Origin of the sequence: Dolomitihabitans soli (assembly GCF_022213955.1) — a bacterium.
Lineage (GTDB): Bacteria > Actinomycetota > Actinomycetes > Streptosporangiales > Streptosporangiaceae > Streptosporangium_A > Streptosporangium_A soli.
Window position 1 is genome coordinate 59663 of the sequence record NZ_JAKNTW010000035.1, and the last position, 19698, is coordinate 79360.

General features: G+C 72.1%; 17 protein-coding genes. 8 read left to right on the forward strand and 9 right to left on the reverse strand.

The features are described 5' to 3' along the window. The first annotated feature begins 182 nt into the window (after window positions 1-182). Entirely contained in the window at window positions 183-761 is a 579-nt protein-coding gene (locus MBA17_RS41790; RefSeq protein WP_238503447.1) for a carboxymuconolactone decarboxylase family protein, read from the forward strand. Next, window positions 761-2314, forward strand: a complete 1554-nt coding sequence (locus MBA17_RS41795) for an NAD(P)-binding domain-containing protein (RefSeq protein WP_238503448.1) — start codon at window positions 761-763, stop codon at window positions 2312-2314. Before MBA17_RS41790 ends, MBA17_RS41795 begins: the two co-directional genes overlap by 1 nt. A 181-nt stretch (window positions 2315-2495) precedes the next feature. On the opposite strand, the gene MBA17_RS41800 is transcribed toward MBA17_RS41795, so the two are convergent. Then, window positions 2496-3590: a carboxylate-amine ligase gene (locus MBA17_RS41800; protein WP_238503449.1), complete on the reverse strand. Its 1095-nt coding sequence runs from the start codon at window positions 3588-3590 to the stop codon at window positions 2496-2498. Between the two features lie 351 nt (window positions 3591-3941). Continuing rightward, window positions 3942-4070, reverse strand: a complete 129-nt coding sequence (locus tag MBA17_RS49985; RefSeq protein WP_274386781.1) for a hypothetical protein — start codon at window positions 4068-4070, stop codon at window positions 3942-3944. A gap of 99 nt (window positions 4071-4169) precedes the next feature. On the opposite strand from MBA17_RS49985, the gene MBA17_RS41805 reads away from it, so the two are divergent. After that, a complete protein-coding gene (locus MBA17_RS41805) occupies window positions 4170-5387 on the forward strand; it encodes an MFS transporter (protein WP_238503450.1) in 1218 nt (405 codons plus the stop codon). Here the strand turns inward: MBA17_RS41805 and MBA17_RS41810 are convergent. The 3 genes from MBA17_RS41810 to MBA17_RS41820 all read right to left on the reverse strand — a co-directional run bounded on the left by MBA17_RS41810 (window position 5384) and on the right by MBA17_RS41820 (window position 7899). After that, complete coding sequence (locus MBA17_RS41810) at window positions 5384-5782, reverse strand: hypothetical protein (protein ID WP_238503451.1); 399 nt, start codon at window positions 5780-5782, stop codon at window positions 5384-5386. The two genes, MBA17_RS41805 and MBA17_RS41810, sit on opposite strands and share 4 nt — an antisense overlap. A gap of 69 nt (window positions 5783-5851) precedes the next feature. Next, complete coding sequence (locus MBA17_RS41815; protein ID WP_238503452.1) at window positions 5852-7126, reverse strand: hypothetical protein; 1275 nt, start codon at window positions 7124-7126, stop codon at window positions 5852-5854. Between the two features lie 107 nt (window positions 7127-7233). Continuing rightward, window positions 7234-7899 (reverse strand): TetR/AcrR family transcriptional regulator, encoded by a 666-nt coding sequence (locus MBA17_RS41820; protein ID WP_238503453.1) that lies wholly within the window; start codon window positions 7897-7899, stop codon window positions 7234-7236. Between the two features lie 112 nt (window positions 7900-8011). Between MBA17_RS41820 and MBA17_RS41825 the strand changes: the two genes are divergently transcribed. From MBA17_RS41825 to MBA17_RS41835, 3 genes are read left to right on the forward strand one after another with little or no spacing between them, the layout of a single operon-like run. Next, window positions 8012-8515 carry a (2Fe-2S)-binding protein gene (locus MBA17_RS41825; protein WP_238503454.1) on the forward strand — a complete coding sequence of 168 codons (504 nt, stop codon included), beginning with the start codon at window positions 8012-8014 and terminating at the stop codon, window positions 8513-8515. Then, a complete protein-coding gene (locus MBA17_RS41830) occupies window positions 8512-9507 on the forward strand; it encodes an FAD binding domain-containing protein (protein ID WP_238503455.1) in 996 nt (331 codons plus the stop codon). The genes MBA17_RS41825 and MBA17_RS41830 overlap by 4 nt, the downstream gene beginning before the upstream one ends. Next, window positions 9504-11807: a xanthine dehydrogenase family protein molybdopterin-binding subunit gene (locus tag MBA17_RS41835; protein ID WP_238503456.1), complete on the forward strand. Its 2304-nt coding sequence runs from the start codon at window positions 9504-9506 to the stop codon at window positions 11805-11807. The genes MBA17_RS41830 and MBA17_RS41835 overlap by 4 nt, the downstream gene beginning before the upstream one ends. Window positions 11808-12517: 710 nt before the next feature. Here the strand turns inward: MBA17_RS41835 and MBA17_RS41840 are convergent. After that, window positions 12518-12856 (reverse strand): hypothetical protein, encoded by a 339-nt coding sequence (locus MBA17_RS41840; RefSeq protein ID WP_238503457.1) that lies wholly within the window; start codon window positions 12854-12856, stop codon window positions 12518-12520. Window positions 12857-13019: 163 nt separating this feature from the next. On the opposite strand from MBA17_RS41840, the gene MBA17_RS41845 reads away from it, so the two are divergent. Then, the gene (locus MBA17_RS41845; protein WP_238503458.1) at window positions 13020-16196 is read left to right on the forward strand and encodes an AfsR/SARP family transcriptional regulator; all 3177 of its coding nucleotides are present in this window, start codon (window positions 13020-13022) and stop codon (window positions 16194-16196) included. A 28-nt stretch (window positions 16197-16224) separates the two neighbouring features. On the opposite strand, the gene MBA17_RS41850 is transcribed toward MBA17_RS41845, so the two are convergent. Beyond that, window positions 16225-16695 (reverse strand): DUF1990 family protein, encoded by a 471-nt coding sequence (locus MBA17_RS41850; protein ID WP_238503459.1) that lies wholly within the window; start codon window positions 16693-16695, stop codon window positions 16225-16227. A gap of 10 nt (window positions 16696-16705) precedes the next feature. Beyond that, window positions 16706-17503: a YndJ family protein gene (locus tag MBA17_RS41855; protein ID WP_238503460.1), complete on the reverse strand. Its 798-nt coding sequence runs from the start codon at window positions 17501-17503 to the stop codon at window positions 16706-16708. 105 nt (window positions 17504-17608) lie between these two features. On the opposite strand from MBA17_RS41855, the gene MBA17_RS41860 reads away from it, so the two are divergent. Beyond that, on the forward strand, window positions 17609-18355 hold the full coding sequence (locus MBA17_RS41860; protein ID WP_238503461.1) for an SAM-dependent methyltransferase: 747 nt from the start codon (window positions 17609-17611) through the stop codon (window positions 18353-18355). Window positions 18356-18389: 34 nt separating this feature from the next. Here MBA17_RS41860 and MBA17_RS41865 read toward each other — a convergent pair whose 3' ends face one another. Continuing rightward, window positions 18390-19643, reverse strand: coding sequence for a serpin family protein (locus MBA17_RS41865; protein WP_238503462.1), 1254 nt, complete (start codon window positions 19641-19643; stop codon window positions 18390-18392). Window positions 19644-19698: the final 55 nt, after the last annotated feature.

Consider the following 19698-nt stretch of genomic DNA (forward strand, 5'->3'; position numbering starts at 1 on the left):
ACGACGTCCATTGACGAGCATTCTCCAGAATTCCGTGACTCGGCAATCATTAAAAGCACCGGGAAACGTTCGGATGAATTCCGGGAAACCGGCCGGCTCTGGACCGCCTGCGTTACTTGACCGGACGAGCGGGCTCGTTCAAGCTTCGCGTGAGAGTCGTGGTCTCAACTTGAGGAGTGCGCGTGCCCCATATCACCCTGCACAACGACGAGCCTGGCATCATCGGCCTGATGCGTTACCGGCCGGAGACCGCCGGGCCGCTCAACGGGCTGGCCGAGGTACTGCTGCGCGGAGAGAGCACCCTGTCTCGCGGCGAGCGTGAGCTGATCGCCGCCTACGTCTCGTCGCTGAACGAGTGCCGTTTCTGCACGGCCTCGCACGCGTCGTTCGCGGCGGCGCAGCTGCCCGAGGGGATGGAGCTGGTGGATCAGGTGCGCGCCGATCTGGACAGCGCGCCGGTCTCCGCCAAGCTGCGGGCGTTGCTGGTGATCGCGGGTGCGGTCCAGGAGAGCGGCCAGCGCGTCACCGAGAAGCAGGTGGCCGCGGCCCGCGCGGAGGGCGCGACGGATCTGGAGATCCATGACACCGTGCTGATCGCCGCCGCGTTCTGCATGTTCAACCGGTACGTCGACGGCATGGGCACGTTCGCCCCCGACGATCCGGCCGTCTACGCGGCCTCGACCGAGCGGATCCTCACGAGCGGGTATCTGAGCACACTGACGAACCCGTCGGCGGCCACCCGGGTGGGGCAGCAAGGTTGATGGCCGCAACAGACTCGGAAGAGCACATCCACCGCTATCTGATCATCGGTGCCGGCCCCGGCGGGTTGCAGCTCAGCTACTTCCTGCAGCGCGCCGGGGCCGACTACCTCACCCTGGAGCGGGAGGCCGCGCCGGGAGGCTTCTTCAACCGCTACCCCCGCCATCGCCGGTTGATCTCGCTGAACAAGGTCCACACCGGCGAGAAGGACCGGGAGATCCAGCTCCGCTGGGACTGGAACTCGCTGCTCGACGAGACGTCCGATCTGGTGTTCGCCGACTACTCGCGCGACTACTTCCCGCACGCCGACGACCTGGTCCGCTATCTGGCCGACTTCCAGCGGGAACACGCGCTCAACGTGCGGTTCGACACGCCTGTCGAGCGCGTCGAGAAGGTCGGCGGGCGCTTCGCCGTACACGCCGGGGGGCGGGTGTTCCAGGCCGAGTGCCTGATCGTGGCGACGGGTTTCGGCGGGCCGTACATTCCGGATATTCCCGGGATCGAGCTGGCAGTCGGGTATGAGGACATGTCGATCGTCGGTGAGGACTTCACCGACAAGCGGGTTCTGATCGTCGGCAAGGGCAACTCGGCGTTCGAGACCGCCCAGGCCATGCTGCCGTACGCGTCGATCATCCATCTGGCCAGCCCGAGCCCGGTCCGGCTGGCGTGGACCACCAAGCACCCCGGCCACGTGCGCGGTCAGTACGGCGCGCTGCTCGACAGCTACTGGTTCAAGACCCTGCACGGCGTGCTGGAGTGCGAGGTCGACCGGATCTGGCGCGAGGACGACCGGTTCAAGGCGGCCATCACCTACACCCTCGCCGACGGCGAACAGGAGTTGCTGGAGTACGACGCGGTGCTGCGCTGCACCGGGTTCACCATGAACACGGGCCTGTTCGGCGCGTCCTGCCGGCCGGAACTCGCTCCCAACGGGCGAATCCCGGCCATCCGCCCCGACTTCCAGTCGACCAACGTCGACGGCCTCTACTTCGCCGGAACCCTGATGCAGGCCCGCGACTTCAAACGCGCCTCCTCCGCCTTCATCGACGGGTTCCGCTACAACCTGCGGTCGCTGGCCGCCCTGCTCGCCGAACGGTATGACGGGGTGCCGCTCGCCGGCCGGTCGCTGCCGGCCGATCCCGACCTGCTGACCGCCGCCATGCTGGAACGGGCGAACCACAGCTCGGCGTTGTGGACCCAGTTCGAGTATCTCTCCGACGTGTACGTGGTCGACGAGGAAGCCGGACAGGTCCGGCACTTCGTGGACCTGCCGGAGGACTACGCGGTGCAGCGGTTCGCCGACCGGTCCCTCTGTTTCACCGTCACCCTGCGGTGGGGCCGCCGGGACTACGGCGACGTGTTCGCCATCCAGCGGCATCCGGTGCCGGACCGGGCCGACGAGTGCGCCTTCCTGCATCCGGTCATCCGTGCCTGGCGGAATGGCGAACAAGTCGCCGAACGTCACCTGCTGGAGGACCTCCAGGCCCGTTGGCGCGACCCGGTCCGGCACGTGCAACCCCTGCGCGCCTTCATGGCCGCCCAGCTCGGCGGGTGAACGGGCCGGACCGGTTCATGGCCGCCCGGCTCGGCGGGTGAACGGGCCGGACCGGTTCATGGCCGCCCGGCTCGGCGGGTGAACGGGCCGGACCGGTTCATGGCCGCCCGGCTCGGCGGGTGAACGGGCTGGACCCGGTGTCGCCCGGCTCGTGGCCGGACCCGGTCCATGGCCGCCCGGCTCAGGACATGATCGGGTCGGCCAGGTGGTGTTCCAGCAGGTGGTCGACCACGTCGGCGGGCCGCCCGCGCTTGTCGTGAGCGGCCCGTTGGCGTGCCGCCCCGGTGCCGGCGGCGCGGAGCCGATCGCAGGCTGTCCGCGCCAGGTCCAGGTCGCCGGTCTCCGCCAGGGCCGGCCCGATGTGCCGCAGCAGGCCGTCCACCAGTTCGCCGGCGGGCCGCAACTCGCCGCTGATCACGTCGACGCCGTGCCCGTCCAGACCGTCGCGCGCCGCCCGCCAGTAGGCCGCGCGCAGCAGTTCGGCCGGGAACCGGGGACCGGGATCGCCGTCCTCCACCCTGGTCAGGGACACCGTCACCAGCGCCCGCACGATGAGCGCGAGCAGCGCGGACTCCCCGGCGGTGGCCGGCACGTCGGCCACCCTGACCTCCAACGTCGGAAACCGCGTGGAGGGCCGCACGTCCCAGAAGATCGTCCCCGGATCCACCAGGGCCCCGCTCCCGGTCAGCGCGCCGACCAGCGCATCGAACTCCGCCAGTGACGCGAAGTACGGCGGCGGCCCCGCCACCGGCCACTTCCCCCAGGTCAGGGTTCGCCAGCAGGCGTATCCCGTGTCACGGCCCGCCCAGAACGGCGAGTTGGCCGTCATCGCCACCAGCACCGGCAGCCACGGCCGCAGGTGATTGCCGACCAGCACGGCCCGCTCCCGGTCGGGCAGGTGGACGTGGACGTGCCCCGCGCAGATGCTCTGCTCGTCGTGCAGCGCCCGGTAGTTGGCGATCCCCACCCCGTACCTGGGGTCCTCGGTGATCGGCGGCGGGACGATCTCGCCCAGCACCGGCGTCCCCGAGGCGACCACGGCCAGCCCCACCCCCCGGGCCGCCTCCGCCACCGCCGACCGCAGCCTCCGCAACTGCTCCGCCAGCTCCGCGATCCCCGCGCACGGCGTCGTCTTGGCCTCCACCTGAAAGCGGGTGATCTCGGTGCACACCTGCTCGCCCAGCTCCAGGCTCGCCCGTTCGACCACTTCGTCCGCCCGGGGCACCACCTCCCGGGTAGCCGGATCGACGACCAGATACTCCTCCTCAACCCCCATCAGCGGACAAGTCGCATCAAAAGGAACCGGTTCCGCCGGTTTCACGGTCGTCGTCATCTCACTCCCTGGCACGCTCCGGTCAGCTGGAAATCCTCGCCGCCAGACGGCTGATCCCCGCCCGTCACGCTACCGATCTTCCGGCTTCCGAAAGCTCGAATCCCCGTCCCCGCCCGAGCATTTCCGAAAGCCCGACGAACCGCCATTCCCCCGCACCAAGAAAGCACGCGGCACCAAAGAAGACGGCCGACGGCCGAGCCGAAACGGCGCTCAGGCACCCACACCTGAGAAGCGTCGGCGACGGGGCCGCCACCATCGACGGCGAGCGGCCACGAATCGGGCCTGCCGTATCTCTCAGGCGGGAAGCGTGCGTGTCTCAGCGTTGGCGGTGACCTCGTCGAAGACGCCGAGCTCGGGGAGCAGCCGGGCGGCCTGCTCGGCCTCGTGCCCCACGAACACGGGGCTCACCGCATGGCCGCTCATCGAGACGATGGTCGCACCGGCGAATCTGAGGATGCCGGACATTCCCGTCTAGGGAAATCTCCCAATGTCATCCGCCCCTCACCTTGGCATCGTGGCCCCATGACCGAAACGGTACAAGCCGCTCCTCCTGGCCCGATAATCACTCGGCCGCTGGCGATGATGATGACCGCGTCCGTCGGCGGGATGACGAGCTTCTACCTGCTGCTCTCCGTCGTCCCCCTGTACGCCGCCGCTGCCGGGGGCGGTGGCGTCGGGGCGGGACTGGCGACCGGCGCGATCATGCTGTCCACCGTGCTGATGGAACTGGCCGTGCCCCGGCTGGTGGCCGCGTTCGGCTACCGGGCGGTCATGGCCGCCGGTCTCGTCCTGCTCGGCGTCCCCGCGCTGGGCCTGCTGGTGACCTCCTCGCTGCCCGCCGTACTGATCGTGTGCCTGGCGCGCGGCGCGGGGCTCGGCATCGTGGTCGTGGTCGGCACCGCCCTCACCGCGGAACTGGTGCCCGCCGCCCGCCGCGCCGAAGGTCTCGGCGTGTACGGCGTGGCCGTCGGCGTCCCGTCGGTCGCCGGGTTGCCGCTCGGCCTGTGGATCAGCGACGCGTTCGGCTACGGGCCGGTGTTCGCCGCGGGGGCGGTCCTCCCGGTGCTGGTCCTGCTGGCCGTCGTCGGCCTGCCGTCGACCCGGACGCCCCGGACGCCCGGGGTGCCCCGGACGGTGCGGACGGGGGGAACGCTCTGGCCACGTGGTCTGGCACGGCCGGCGTTGATCTTCTCTGCGGTCACGCTGGCCGCCGGGGTCGTCGTCACCTTCCTGCCGCTCGCGGTGCCCAGGGAGTCGTTGCACCTGGCCACGGCTGCCCTGTTCGCGCAGTCGGCCGCCACGCCGATCGCCCGCTGGTGGGCGGGCCGGGCCGGTGACCGGCACGGGTCGTCCCGGTTGCTGCTGCCGGGCATGGCGGCCGCCGCGGCGGGCATGGCCGCGCTCGTGTGGGTGAGCCTGCCGCCGGTGGTGATCGCCGGGGCGGCGCTGTTCGGCGCCGGGTTCGGGATCCTGCAGAACGTCACGCTGGCGATGATGTTCGAGCGGGTGCGGCGGCAGGATTTCGGCAGGGTGAGCGCGCTGTGGAACCTCGCCTACGACGCGGGGATGGGCGCCGGGGCGCTCGGCATGGGATTCCTGCTCGCCGCCTCCGGCTACCCGCTCGGGTTCGCCCTCACCGCCGCCGTGCTGGTGGCCGCCCTGGTCCCCGCCTGGCTGGACCGGCGCGCGCACGCCGGGCTCCACGAGCGAGCCCGGCGTGCCGGTGAGGCGGCGGGCTAGGAGCGGACCCGGCGCAGTCCCATGTACTGGAACTCGGCGATCCCGCCGACCAGCAGCGCCTGGGCGACGATGAACGCGATGCCCAGCGGGTTGGGGTCGAGCCAGCCGGTGAACAGTACGGCGATGCTGTCGACCGCCCAGAGCGCGTTGATCGCGATGAGGGTCCAGACGCCCGCCCTCGGCGGCACCGGCCTGGAGGCCAGATAGGCGACGAAAGCGGCGATGGGCAGCAGGATGATCCCGACCCAGCGGACGAACGGCGTCGGCAGACTCATCAGGTCACCGAGCGGTCCCGCGGCGGCGGTCATGAGGACCCCGAAAGCGCCGCAGAGCACGGCGTCCACCCACAGGGCGCGGATCAGCGGAGAGGTGCGAGGTAGGGCGATGGCGGTCATCGGTTTCTCCTTTCGACCTCCTCAGCACACCGCCTCACCCACTGCCACCTGCAGACATGTCACTGCCATTCACTGCCAGTTCTCGCTGCGAAGGTCGTCGGCGACGAGTTTCGCGGCGGCGTTCTGCCAGTTGTAGAGCGTGCGTTCGGGAACATGCCGGGCGAACCAGTCGAACGCCTGCCGCTCCACCGGGTCGAGCAGGTCCCGGCTGGCACCCCGCCGGTAGGGACGCAGGCCACGGACATAGGGGAAGAAGAGGACGTTGTAGTAACGCCACTCCTCGCTGGTGCCGAACTCGCCGTCGCGTGGCCTGAGCCGCTGGATGCTGTCCAGCAGCAGGCGCTTCAACTCCGAGGCCCGTTCCAGCGGGCTGTCGCCGGTGACCTGCTTGTCGATCACTGGCAGGTTCGCCAGCGGGCTGCTGGCGAGCTTCCCCAGATCGCCGTAGTTGGCCAGGGCGCGCCGCGTCAGCCGTACGAACTCGGTGTCGTCGAGGGGCGGTGGGCCCTCCTCGCGGCGCGGCAGCGCCTCGGACGTCGCCCGCAACTCGGCCCGCTCCCGGCGCATCGCGGGGGCGCCGGGGAAGGCCACCCGGTCGAGCAGCCGATGCACGGGACCGGCGAGCGTCTGTACGGCGACGGCCACCGCGATCACCCCGAAGAGCAGCGCGACCAGCGCGAAGGACGGCTCGCCCAGCGCCATCGCCAGTGCGACCTGACCTCCCGAGGCCATCGCCACGACCACGGCTCCCAGCAGCGAGCGCGCCATGTCCGCCCAGAGCGCCTCGCCTGCCCGGTGTGCGTTCGACATGGCGATCGCCACCCCGAGCAGGGCCATGTCCAGGTCGATGGCCAGGAGCAGGGTCAGATCGCGTGGCCCGAACAGCAACGCCGCGCCGAGCCCGAAGAACAGCGTGGCCACCGCCGCCAGCCACCACACCCGCGCGGGCCTGTCCAGCACCAGCAGTATGAGCGCGCCCGCCAGCGGGGCCAGCAGCAGCACCTTGACCGCGGTATCCCCGCCGCCGGAGACCGCCAGCCAGCCGATCGCCACCAGCGAGACCGGCGCCAGCCCCCACGACCACACCCGCTCCAGCCGCTCCCGTCCGGGGACCAGCGCCAGCGCCGCCCCCGTCCACAACACCACCGGCAGGCAGACGAGCACCGTCTCCACCCGGCCGAGCGCCTCCGGCCTCCCCGGCAGCGCGGCGACGGCGAGTGCCAGGGCGTAGACCAGGATGCCCAGCCCGGCACGGCGGGACCTTCGCTCGCCCGGCTCCCGCCCGATGACATAGAGGCCCAGCCACCAGGTGAACCCGAACACGACCCCGACCACGTAGACCACCCTGCGAGGGTACCGATCGCTGCGTCGGACGGAATGACCACTCTCCGGCCGGTTCGCCTGCCCGCGGCTCCCCACGGCCCTCGACGGCCGGTTGCCCGACGGCCGCTCTACGGCCGGTCGTTCCGCAGTGCCTTCAGGCCGGCGGCGACCACCGTGAGGTTCCGTTTCATCGTCGGCTCGAACGGTAGGCACGCGGCGGCCAGGTCGGGGTCCTGGGCGTAGAGTTCGGCCAGCGCGCTGGAGGGGTTGGCGACGGGGTAGAGCATGCCGGCCATCCCGATCGCCGCCACGAGCAACTCGCCCCCTTCGTCGCCGGTCAGATCGGGATGCGCCTTGGTGATCTGGGCGCCGAGCTCCGTGACGACGCCCATCACGGTGCGCTTGAAGGCGCGGGCGGCGGGCACCGAGATGTTGTGCTCCAGGTTGGTGGCGGTATGGCTGAGGAGGTCGCAGAAGAGCGGCCGGGCCGCCAGCGTCTGCGTCAGCGCGTCGATGACCTCGGCCGGCGCGGTGGCCTCGCGCAGCCGTACGGTGACCGCGTCCGCCCACTCCCGCCAGCCCTCGGCGGCGAGTTCGAGGTAGATCTCCTCGCGGGTCCCGAAGTAGCGCACCACGTTGGACTTCGCCAGCCCGACGGTCGTCGCGACGCCGCCCAGGCTGACGTTGCGCACTCCGGACCGCAGGGCCAGTTCGCGGGCGGCGGTGAGGATCGCCTCGCGGCGCTGCTGCTTGTGCTCGGGCCGCCTGGCCCGGCGGAATGCCGGCTCGGTCATGTCCCCGTCAGCATAAGGGCGGAGTTAACAGAATGGCGTCCTCTTGTTAAAGCAACAACGTTCTGTTAACGTCCCTGACTGCTGGAACGAACCTCACGGACGGAGCGAACGCGTGGTCGAGATACATCTGCGGGTGAACGGGGTCACCAGGTCGCTCGACCTCGAACCCTGGGTCAGCCTGCTGGACGCGCTCCGCGAGCGGCTCGATCTCACCGGCACGAAGAAGGGCTGCGACCAGGGCGCGTGCGGGGCCTGCACGGTGCTGGCCGACGGCGAGCGGATCAACTCCTGCCTGGCCCTGGCCGTGCAGTACGCCGGCCGTGAGATCACCACGATCGAGGGCGTCGCCCATCCGCTGCAGGCCGCGTTCGTGCGCCACGACGGTCTCCAGTGCGGCTACTGCACCTCGGGGCAGATCTGCTCCGCCCTCGCCATGCTGGCCGAACACCGCGCGGGCGCGCCGAGCGCGGTGACCGGGGATCCGGCCGCGACCGGCGTCGAACTGTCCCGCGCGGAGATCGCGGAACGGATGAGCGGCAACCTGTGCCGCTGCGGCGCCTACAACGGAATCGTCAGCGCCATCCAGGAGGTCGCCGAGATGGAGACCGCGCGATGAGACCGTTCACCTACCTCAGGGCTCCCGACGTCGCGACGGCGGTTCGCGCGATCTCGGCCGAGCCCGGCGCGAAGTTCATCGGCGGCGGCACGAACCTCGTCGACCTGCTGCGCGAGGACATCGAGCAGCCCGGCACGGTCATCGACATCACCGGCCTCCCGCTGACCGGGGTCGAGGAACTGCCCGACGGCGGGATCCGGATCGGCGCGCTGGTCCGCAACAGCCACCTCGCGGCGCACCGGCTGGTCACGACCCGATATCCGATGCTGTCCCAGGCGATCCTCTCCGGCGCCTCGCCGCAACTGCGGAACATGGCGACGACCGGCGGAAACCTGCTGCAACGCACCCGCTGCCTCTACTTCTACGACGGCGCCGCCGCCTGCAACAAGCGGGAGCCGGGCAGCGGCTGCGACGCGATCGGCGGGTTCAACCGTCAGCACGGCGTCCTCGGGGTGAGCGACGACTGCCTGGCGACCCACCCCTCGGACATGTGCGTGGCGCTGGCCGCGCTCGACGCCACGGTGGAGACGCGGAGCGAGCACGGTGTGCGGCGGATCCCGCTGGTCGACCTGCACCGGCTGCCCGGCACGACACCGCACCGTGAGACCGTGCTCGCCGCCGACGAGTTGATCACCGCGATCGAGCTGCCGCCGCCGCCTTCCGGGGCCGTCTCGCGCTATCGCAAGGTCCGCGACCGAGCCTCCTACGCCTTCGCCCTGGTCTCCGTGGCCGCCGTCCTCAAGGTCAGGGACGGCAGCGTGAGCACCGTACGGCTGGCCCTCGGCGGTGTCGCTCCCAAACCGTGGCGGGCCTACGCGGCGGAGCGGGCACTGCTCGCGGCGCCGGCCACCGAGGAGTCGTTCACGCGAGCGGCCGAGGCCGAGCTGACCGCCGCGACCGCCCGGCCGGGGAACGCGTTCAAGATCGAGCTGGCCCGCCGCACCATCGTGGCGACGCTGCGGGACCTGCTCGCCGAGGGGAGCGCGGCATGACCGACGTCCAGACACGCGAGCTGCCCGCGGGCCGGACCACCGGCCGGAACGTCGGCCGGCCGATCGACCGCGTCGACGGCACGGCCAAGACCACCGGCGCGGCCCGTTACGCGGCGGAATATCCCTACCCCGGCCTCACCCACGCCGCGCTGGTCCACGCCACGATCAGCCGGGGCCGGATCACCAGCGTCGACACCGCGGAGGCGGCCGCCGTGCCCGGCGTGCTCGCGGTGATCACTCATCTGAACGCGCCGGCGATGAAGCCGCCGCCGCCGGTGAGCCCGCTGAACCTGAGCACCCTCGTCTCGGGGACCACGGTCAACTATCTCAACACCGACGAGGTCCACTGGGACGGCCAGCCGGTGGGCGTGGTCGTCGCGGAGACCCGGGAGGCCGCGTTGCGGGCGGCGGCGCTGGTCCGGGTCGGCTACCGGGAACTCCCCGCCACGGTCGACTTCGCCGCCGGTCAGGGCGACGCCCGGCCGGAGAAGAGCAGCCCGATTCAGCCGGGCGCGGTGGCCAAGGGCGACGCGGCGGCCGCGATCGCGGCGGCGGCCGTGTCGGTGGACGTGCGATACACCACTCCGCCGCACCACCACAACGCGATCGAGCCGCACGCCACGACGGCCGTCTGGGACGGTGACCGGCTGACCGTCCACGAGGGATCGCAGAGCATTGCCTGGATGCGCAGCCATCTCGCGTTGAGGTTCGGGGTTCCGGCGGCCGGCGTCCGCGTGATCTCGCCGTACGTCGGGGGCGCGTTCGGCGGCAAGGGGATGGTCTGGGCGGGCACGGTTCTCACCGTGCTGGCGGCTAGGGTGACCGGCCGGCCGGTGCGGCTGGCGCTCACCCGGGAGGGCGTCTACCGCACGGTCGGCGGGCGTACCCCGTCGGCGCAGCGCGTCGCGCTGGGCGCGAGCGCGGACGGCGCGCTGACCGGGCTGATCCACACCAGCGTGACCCGTACCGGCCGGGTCGGCGGCATGCCCGAGCAGGTGACCTCCGCCTCCCGGCACCTCTACGACGTCCCGAACATCACGCTCCAGCAGGCCACCGTGCCGCTGGACCTGCTGTCCAACACGGCCATGCGCGCGCCCGGCGAGTCGATCGGGACCTTCGCGCTGGAGGCCGCGATCGACGAGCTGGCCTGCGAGCTGGACATGGATCCGATCCTGCTGCGGATGCGGAACGAGCCGGCCCGCGACCCGGTCGACGGCAAGAGGTTCGCGCACCGCATGCTGCGCGAGGCGTACGCGCTCGGCGCGGAGCGGTTCGGCTGGCCGGAGCGCACGCCGCGGCCCGGCTCGATGCGCGACGGGAAGTGGCTCGTCGGCATGGGCGTCGCCACCGCCTACCACCCGTCGTGGCAGTTCTCCGCCAACGTCACCGTACGGCTGGCCGCGGACGGGACCGTGGTGGTGCGGTGCGGCTTCCACGAGATGGGCATGGGCGGGGCGACCGCGCAGGCGCAGATCGCCGCCGACGCGCTCGGCGTGCCGTTCGAGGCGGTGCGTGTGGAGTACGGCGACTCCGACCTGCCCACCGGGCCCGCCGCCGGCGGTTCGGCGCAGACCGCCAGCGTGGCCGCCGGGCTGCTGGCCGCCTGCGAGAAGCTGAAGCGCTCCGTGCTCGCGCTGGCCAGACGGTCGGGCGACTCGCCGTTGCGGGGACGGCGGCCGCACGACCTGCAGGCGCGGGACGGCGGCCTGTGGGCCGGGGCCTCCGGTCCGGGCGAGACTTACGCCGCGATCCTCGGCCGGGCCGGCCGTGCGTCCGTCGAGGCCCGCGTCGGGTCCGACACCCGCGCGGGGGAGATCCTGGGACAGGCCAAGTTCATCGCCAAGTTCCTGCGTGACCGGCGGCGATGGGTGAAGGCCGCGTGCGGGGCGCAGTTCTGCGAGGTGCGGGTCGACTCCGACACCGGCGAGGTGAGGGTGTCGCGCTGGGTCGGGTCGTTCGACGTGGGCACGGTGATCAACGCGAAGACGACCGCCGGCCAGCTTCGCGGGGGCATCGTGATGGGCATCGGCATGGCGTTGTCCGAGGAGACCCTCCTCGATCCGCGCACCGGACGCATCATGAACCCGAACCTGGCCGAGTATCACGTGCCCGTGCACGCCGACATCCCGCCCATCGACGTCCACTACCTGAACGAACCCGATCCGACCATGCCCCTGGGCCTGATCGGGGTGGGAGAGGTGAGCATCACCGGCGTCGCCGCGGCCATCTCCAACGCCGTCTACCACGCGACCGGCAAACGTGTCCGCGACCTGCCCATCACCCTGGACAAGCTGCTGTGACGCCGCGCACCGGCAACCGGGCCCAGCCGGGGAGCGTGCGCACCACGGTACGGCGGACGCCAGGTCGCCGGGGGGTGGACGGTCGGCTTCCGGCCGCCACCGCACGGTCCGGCGGGCGCCGCGCCGACGGGGGAGACGGCGGCCGGTCGGCACCGGGGTGCGCTTCGCCCGGGGCGGCGGGGCCAGTGGATCGGTGAGCGGCTGGGAGGAAGTGGAACAGGGCCACGGCCGGCCCGGGGGCTGGGGGTGGCAGTAGATCATACGCGGCGAACGGTCGGCGGAACCCGGATCGCCGCGCGGGCCTGCGGGACCTCGCGGACCCCGTGGCCCGGCCGGGCCTTGCGGACCCTCCGGGCCGGGCGCCGCGGTGGGGACGGCGCGGGGTGAGGACAGCGCGGGTGGCGACGGCGCGGGTGGCGACGGCGCGGAGGGAGGCGGGGCGTGCGGGTCGGGACGGATGACGGGGGCCCGCCGGTCGTTCGGCCCGATGGTCACGTCGGGGGTGCCGCCGAGCCGTTTGACCTGCCGGAACAGCATGTCGCGGTCGTGCTGGGCGGAGTGCAGGCGGTCACCGAGATCTCGGACGGCCATGGAGACCCAGACGGCGAGGCCGGCGAGGATGCCGACGACGAGGGCCAGGACGAGATCGCGGGGGGCGACCCGGATTCTGTCGTGCGTCGAGTCGCCCCGGCGGAGTCGTGGAACGTGCATCAGGCGGAGCCGTTCAGGGAGAGCCAGATCTGGACGAAGAGGGAGACCAGGAGGAGGGCGGCGGGGATGATTCCGGCGTAGAAGCTCTGCCGCCAGTTCGTGCCTCGATCCCGCTCCTGGGTCTCGATCTTGGTGGCCAGGGCCCTGAACTCCTCGTCGAGGCGGCGCCGAAGCTCCTCCAGGTCGCGTTCGATGCTGATGAAACGTCGCTCGCCTACGCGCTGCTCGGCGATGAAGAGATCCTGCGACATGAGCCGCTGTATCGCGGAGCTGAGATCGTCGAGCCGTCGTCCGAGCTCACCCGGAGAAGGGTCGGTGCGCATCATCCCCTCCATCACAGAGAAACCGTAGGGTCCTCCTCATGATATTGCCTACAGTAATCGAATGGTAACCATTCGTAGAAGCTTGACCTTTATAAATATGAGCCGGGGCCACGTACGGCAACGGGGCCGGAGCATCGTCCATGCTCGCGTTCCGGGGCAAGGTGGGATAATCAGCGCCATGCGGTTCGGCATTCTGGGCGCCATCGAGGTGCGGTCCGACGACGGGCGCCCACTGGCCGTCGGCGGGCCGCGGGCACGGTCGCTGCTCGCGTTGCTGCTTCTCGACGCGGGCCGGGTCGTGACCGCCGAGCGGCTGATCGACGGTCTGTACGGCGCGGCCCCGCCCGCCGGGGTGACCAACGCGCTGCAGTCGCACGTCTCCCGGCTCCGCCAGGCGCTGAAGGCCGACGACCGCACCACCGTGGAGTTCCATCCGGCGGGCTACCGGCTCGCGGTGGATCTCGACGACGTCGACGCGCACCGCTTCGAACGGCTCGCCCGCGAGGGGCGGCGGGCGCTGGTGGCGGGAGACCCGAGAGGAGCCGCCGAGGCACTGCGTGCGGGGCTCGCCCTGTGGCGCGGGCCCGCGCTCGCGGACGTGGGCGACGCGCCGTTCGCGGAGGGCCAGGCGGCGCGCCTGGCGGAGCTCCGGCTGGCCGCCCTGGAGGATCGGATCGAGGCCGAACTGGCGCTGGGCGCGCACCGCGACCTGGTCACCGAACTCGGCCAGCTGGTGGCCGCGCACCCGCTGCGCGAGCGGCTGCGCGGCCAGTTCATGCGGGCCCTGTACGGCGCGGGCCGCCAGGCCGAGGCGCTCACCGTCTACGAGGACGCCAGACGGGTGCTGGCCGACGAACTGGGCGCCGACCCGTCGGCCGAGCTGGCCGGCATCCACCTGGCGGTGCTCAGAGGCGACCCGGCGCTCACCGAGACGGCGCGGCCGGTCGGGCGGGCGCTCCCCGGGCAGCTCACCAGCTTCGTGGGCCGGACCGAGGAACTGGAGCGGGTCGGCAAGCTGCTCGGCGAGGCCAGGCTGGTCACGCTCACCGGGCCGGGTGGCGCGGGCAAGACGCGGCTGGCCATCGAGGCGGCCGGCCGCACCCCCGGCGAGGTGTGCTTCGTCGACCTGGCCGCGCTGGGCGAGGGCGGCGAGGTGCCGCAGGCGGTGCTGGCCGCGCTCGGCCTGCGCGAGGGCGCGCTCCAGCAGCTCCCCGTGCGCGACACGCAGCCGCCCGACCCGGTGGCCCGGCTGCTCACGGCGCTGGCCGAGCGCGCGACGCTGCTCGTGCTGGACAACTGCGAGCACGTCGTCGCCGCGGTCGCGACCCTGGTCCACCGGCTGCTCGGCGCGTGCCCGGAGCTGAGGATCCTGACCACCAGCCGGGAGGCGCTGGCCATCACCGGCGAGTCGCTCTGCCCGGTCCCCCCGCTGGCGCTGCCGCCGCCCGGCGCCTCGCCCGTCGAGGCGGCCGGCTATCCGGCGGTCCGGCTGTTCGCCGAGCGCGCGGCGGCCGTCCGGCCCGCCTTCGAGGCCACGCGGAACATCGAGGCCGTCGTCCGCGTCTGCCGCACCCTCGACGGCCTGCCGCTGGCGATCGAACTGGCCGCCGCCCGGCTCCGCTCCCTGGAGGTCGCCGAGGTCGCCGACCGGCTCGACGACCGGTTCCGGCTGCTGTCACGCGGCAGCCGTACGGCGCAGCCACGGCACCAGACGCTGCGCGCGGTGGTCGCCTGGAGCTGGGACCTGCTGGACGAGGCGGAGCAGATCCTGGCCAGGCGGCTGACCGTCTTCTCCGGCGGGATGACGCTGGAGGCGGCCGCCCGGGTGTCCGGCCTGCCCGACTACGAGGTGATCGAACTGCTGGGCGGCCTCGTGGACAAGTCGCTCGTCGAGGTCTCGGGGACGCGATACCGGATGCTCGACACGATCCGGGTGTTCTGTGCCGAGCGGCTCGCCGAGGCGGGGGAGGAGAGAGAACTGCGCGCCGCCCACGCCGCGTACTACCTCGACCTGGCCGCGACCGCCGGGCCCCGCCTGCACGGGGCGGCACAGCTCGACTGGCTGGCGCGGCTGGCGGCCGAGCACGACAACCTGCACGCGGCGCTGCGCGGGGCGGTGGCCGATCGCGCGATCGAGACGGGGCTCGGGCTGGTGGCGTCCCTGGCCCCCTACTGGTGGCTGCGCGGGCAGCGAACCGAGGGCGCTCCGATGGCCGCCGACCTGCTGGACGTGATCGGCGTGCGGGTTCCCGGCGGATACGAGGAGGAGTATCTCCTCTGCGTGCTGAGCGCCTACGTGATCGTGACGAGGGAGCGTGATCTCGCGGAACACGTCGACCTCGCCATGCGTGCCGCCGTCGCGCTGGGGAAGCCGCTCCAGCGGCCGTTCCTCGTGCTGGCCTGGGGCACGTTCATCGGAGTGCCGAAGCAGGACCCGCCGGCCGCCGATTCGGCGATGATGCGGCACGTCATAGGTGCCACCGATTCCTGGGCCCGCGCCCTGTTCCACCTGGGTACGGGGTTCCAGCGGTTGCTCGCGAGCGCGGAACTGGCGGTGGCCGAGCAGGAGTTCGCCCGCGCGCTGGCGCTCTTCCGCACCTGCGGCGAGCGGTGGGGGACGGCCACCTCCCTCATCGAGCTCTCCAGGCTCGCCGACTGGCGAGGCGACCGCGACCGGGCCCTCGCCATGGCCGACGAGGCGCTCCTGCTGGTCGAGCAGCTCGGCGCGCTGGAGGACATGTCGGAGGTCATCTCGCACCGGGGGCGGCTCCGGCTGCGGGCGGGCGATCTCGACGGGGCGGAGCAGGAGTACGAACGGGCGGCGGCGCTGGCCCGCCGTACGGCGCTGCCGGAGTCGATGGCCAAGGCGGCCAGTGGGCTCGCCGAGGTCGCGAGGCTGCGCGGTGACCTGGCCGGGGCTCGCCGGGAATGTGAGTCGGCGCTCGCGAAGGTGTCGCCCGGCCGGTGGGGCATGGACGAGGTCGGGTCCGAGCTGCACGTGACGCTCGGCAGGATCGCCGTCGCCGAGGGCGACCCGGCCGTCGCCGCGGAGCGCTTCCGGGACGGGCTCGCCGCCGCGGTGAACAGCCCGAGCTACCCCGCCGCCGCGGCCGCGGCCGAGGGTACGGCGGGCCTGGCGCTGATCGAGGACGAGCCGGAGCGGGCGGCGCTGCTCCTCGGCGCGGCCCAGGCGCTCCGCGGCGGGCCGATGGCGCCAGGGCTGGACGAGGCGCGTGCCATCGCCGGAGCCCGGGCCCGGCTCGGGGACGCCGGCTACATCGCCGCCTTCGAGCACGGCGCCGCGATGACCCGGCAGGAGGCGCTGACACTCCTCGACGCCCCCTTCACCGTCTGATGGCGCCCCTGGCGCCGTGGCTGTCGGGTCACTCGTGCAGCCCTCTGCCGTACAGGCGGGCGAAGGTGTGCTGGAGGAGGGGGAGGATCGGCCCGGCGAGGCGGGCGTACCACGCGTGCGGGCGGCTGAACGAGGTGACCGTGAACCAGAGGGCGCCGTCGTCACCGAGTTCGAGCAGGAAGGACTCCTCGCCGCTCACCGGGTGCCCGTGCAGCGTGCCGTACCCGAAGCCGGTCCTGGTCGCCTCCTCCACCACCCAGATCACCCGGCAGGGGGCGGCCAGTGGGCCGAGCCGTGCCGTCACGGTGACTCCCGGCGCGACCCGGGGAGCGGTGGTGAGCGGGCGCAGCCCGAGTCTGGTGTGCCCGCGCCAGGTCATCAGCGCCTCGGCCGCGACGGTGTACGGGACGCCGTTGAGCCGGGTGCGGCGGCGGAGGTGGCGGTATCCGGCGGGGGGATCGCCGTCACGGGTCGCGCCGACTTCCGGGTAGGTGAACATCGAGATCCTCTCAGAGGGGTTCGGGTCGCAGGCGCAGCCACGCGGCGATGGCGCACAGACCGAATCCGAACGCGTTGGCCACGCCGTGGGTGGCGACCATCGCCTCCAGCGACGGCCGTGGCAGCCCGGTCGCCTCACCGGTCGCCCACCACAGGGCGAGGACCATGGACACGGCGAGCACCGTCGCGGAGATCGACAGCAGCGACCTCGTCACGACGTCGGCCGGCCGAATCCGGGTGAGGGTGAGCCAGCCGACCAGCCACATGCCGGCGGTCAGCACGAGGGCGCCCACGAGTTCGGCGTAGTCGCCCACGAAGTAGCCGCCCAGCACCAGCAAGGTGCCCAGCGGCACGCTGAGCGCCGTCGCGCGGGCGAGCGCGCCGTCCGCCACGGCCCGGGAGGTGAGCCCCGCGACGAGCGCGGCGGCGAACCCGGCGAAGTGGAAGTGCGCCACCGTCAGCGCGAGAATGTCGAGGTCGTAGCCCCACAGCCGGTGGCCTGCCCGCTCGGCGACCAGGGCCACCGCCGCCACGGCGGGAGTCGCCAGCGCGGTGCGCACGGCGAACTCCCGCACTCCCCGGCCCCGCCGGACCACTGCCTGTACGGCGAGCAGCGCCGCCGCGCCCGCGTACAGCAGCGCCGCCCCGGCGGCCCACCCTCCCCGGTCCAGCACCAGTGAGACCGCGCCGCCGGCCGCCCCGGGCCACCACCATCTCGCGACCGCCGGGGGCACCCGGATCAGCCGGAGCCCGGCCGGCACCACCACCAGCATTCCGGTTGCCAGGATCAACCCGAGAAGCGGGCTCATTGACTGCTCCCAACGATTTTGAACATGTTCAAAACCCGTCGAGGTCACTCTAGCAGCGATAAATCCACTGGCCATCGAAGGGGACGGCTCGGCAGTATGCCCTGCATGTCATTGCGCTTTCACGAGATCGCCGAGGGCGATCACCGGATACTCAACCCGTTCACCGACGAGAAGCTGGACCTGCTGGGCGAGGTGAGCAGGCTGCGCCCGGGGATGCGGCTGCTCGATCTGGCCTGCGGAAAGGGCGAGCTGCTCGGCCGCTGGGCCGCGCGGTACGACATCGAGGGCCTCGGGGTGGACATCAGCCACGTCTTCCTCGGCGCGGCCGAGAGCAGGATCGCCGAGCTGGGAGTGGCCGCCAAGGTGCGGTTCGAGCAGGGCGACGCCGGAGAGTACCTCCGCACGTCGGCCGAGCCGGCCGGGTTCGACGTCGTGTCCTGCATCGGGGCGACCTGGATCGGCGGCGGCCTGGCGGGCACCCTCGCGCTGATGCTCCCCGCGTTGCGGCCGGGCGGCATCCTGCTGGTCGGCGAGCCGTACTGGATCTCCGAGCCGCCGCCGGAGGCCTTCGAGGCGTTCGGCTTCGGCCGCGAGGAGTTCGGCACGCTGGGTGAGACGCTCGGTCGTTTCGAGTCCTCGGGGGTGGAGCTGATCGAGATGGTGATGGCGGATCCCGACAGCTGGGACCGCTACGTCGCGAGCCAGTGGTGGACCATGAGCGACTGGCTCGCCGCCAATCCCGGCGACCCCGAAGCCGCCGAGATGCGCGGGATCATCGACCGCGCCCGCCGCTCCCATCTCCTGTACGGCAGGCAGCACCTCGGCTGGGGGGTCTTCGTCCTGCGCCCCTGACCCGGGCGGACCCGCCGGCCCGCCCGGTCCGGACTCAGCGAGCGGCCGGGTCGGCCACCTGGCCGATGAACAGCGGGGTGGAGGTGGGCTTGTGCATGATGGCGAACGCGAAGGGATGGTCGGCGCGGACCTTGGTACCGGCGCTCGGGGCCGCCATGACAGGGAAGGCCAGGCCGGTGACGGCGGCCGCCTCGGTGCCCCACTCGTCGACGGTGATGTTGGCGCGGTGGACCGCCTGGTCGATCTGGGCGCCCTCGGTGATGCCGGAGAAATCATTGGACTTCAGCCCGAGCGCGGCCATCGGGGGCTTGAGGTCCAGGTTGGTGGCGAAGTCCCAGCCGGGCAGCGCGACCTCGACCTGCGTCTCCTTCAGGCCGGTCGACACCTGGCTCAGCGCGGCGGGCTTGAGCAGGTCGCCGGGGGAGCCGCCCTTCGCCGGCAGCAGGATCCACATGGCCAGGTCGCCCTTGGCGTACGGGAGTTCCACCGCCTGCCAGCCGGGGCCCTCGGCGTACCTGAACGAGGCGCTCTTCTTCATCAGCTCGACCGGCGCGGTGCTGCCGTCGGCGCGGGTGAAGGAGGTCTTCTCCGGCGCGTCGCCGACGAAGGGCTCCTCCCATTCGGCCTTGAGGTAGACGGCGTTGGCGAGCACCACCTTGGTGTTCGGGCTGAGCTGGTCGAACAGCTTCTTGATCCGGCCGGCGGTCTGGTCGTTCACCCATTTGTCGATGGTCTTCGTGGCGTCGCCGGCGAAGTCGACGGTCCGCACGCCCGAGCCGTACTGCGCGGTGAGGGTGCGCAGGAAGTCGGGTCCGACCTTCAGGCCCTGCTGGGCGAACAACCCGTTGGCGATGCCGACGACGGGCGCGGCCGGTTCCTTCGCGCCGTCGCGTTCGGCGCCGGTCTCCGGCTTCGGCGGCGGGCCGTCGACCGTGACGATGTCCTTGCTGAGCGTGTTGAAGGCGGAGTGGGGGCCCTCGGCGGGGAAGCCGAACACCTTGTCCAGTTCGGCTCCGGTGGCGTCCGTCGCGCCCGCCCTGGCCATGCCGTACGCGTAGGCGATGCTCAGCGGTGAGAGCACCGTGTTGGCGCCTGGCTTGGCGGTGCGGGTGTACAGGGCGTGTCCGAAGGACGTGAGGCCCTGGACCGTCTGGGCGACGGGGGCGTTCTTCGGGAGCTCCCGATCCACCCCCTCAGCGGTCAGCACGGCGGACCCGCTTTCTGTCGAGGCACAGGCGGTGGCGGTGAAGGTGACGGCCAGCACGGCCGCGGCGAGTAGAGAGCGCACAAGCTTTATGACGTACCCGCCCGCCGCTTGGTTCAGAGACGACCGGATCAGGGCC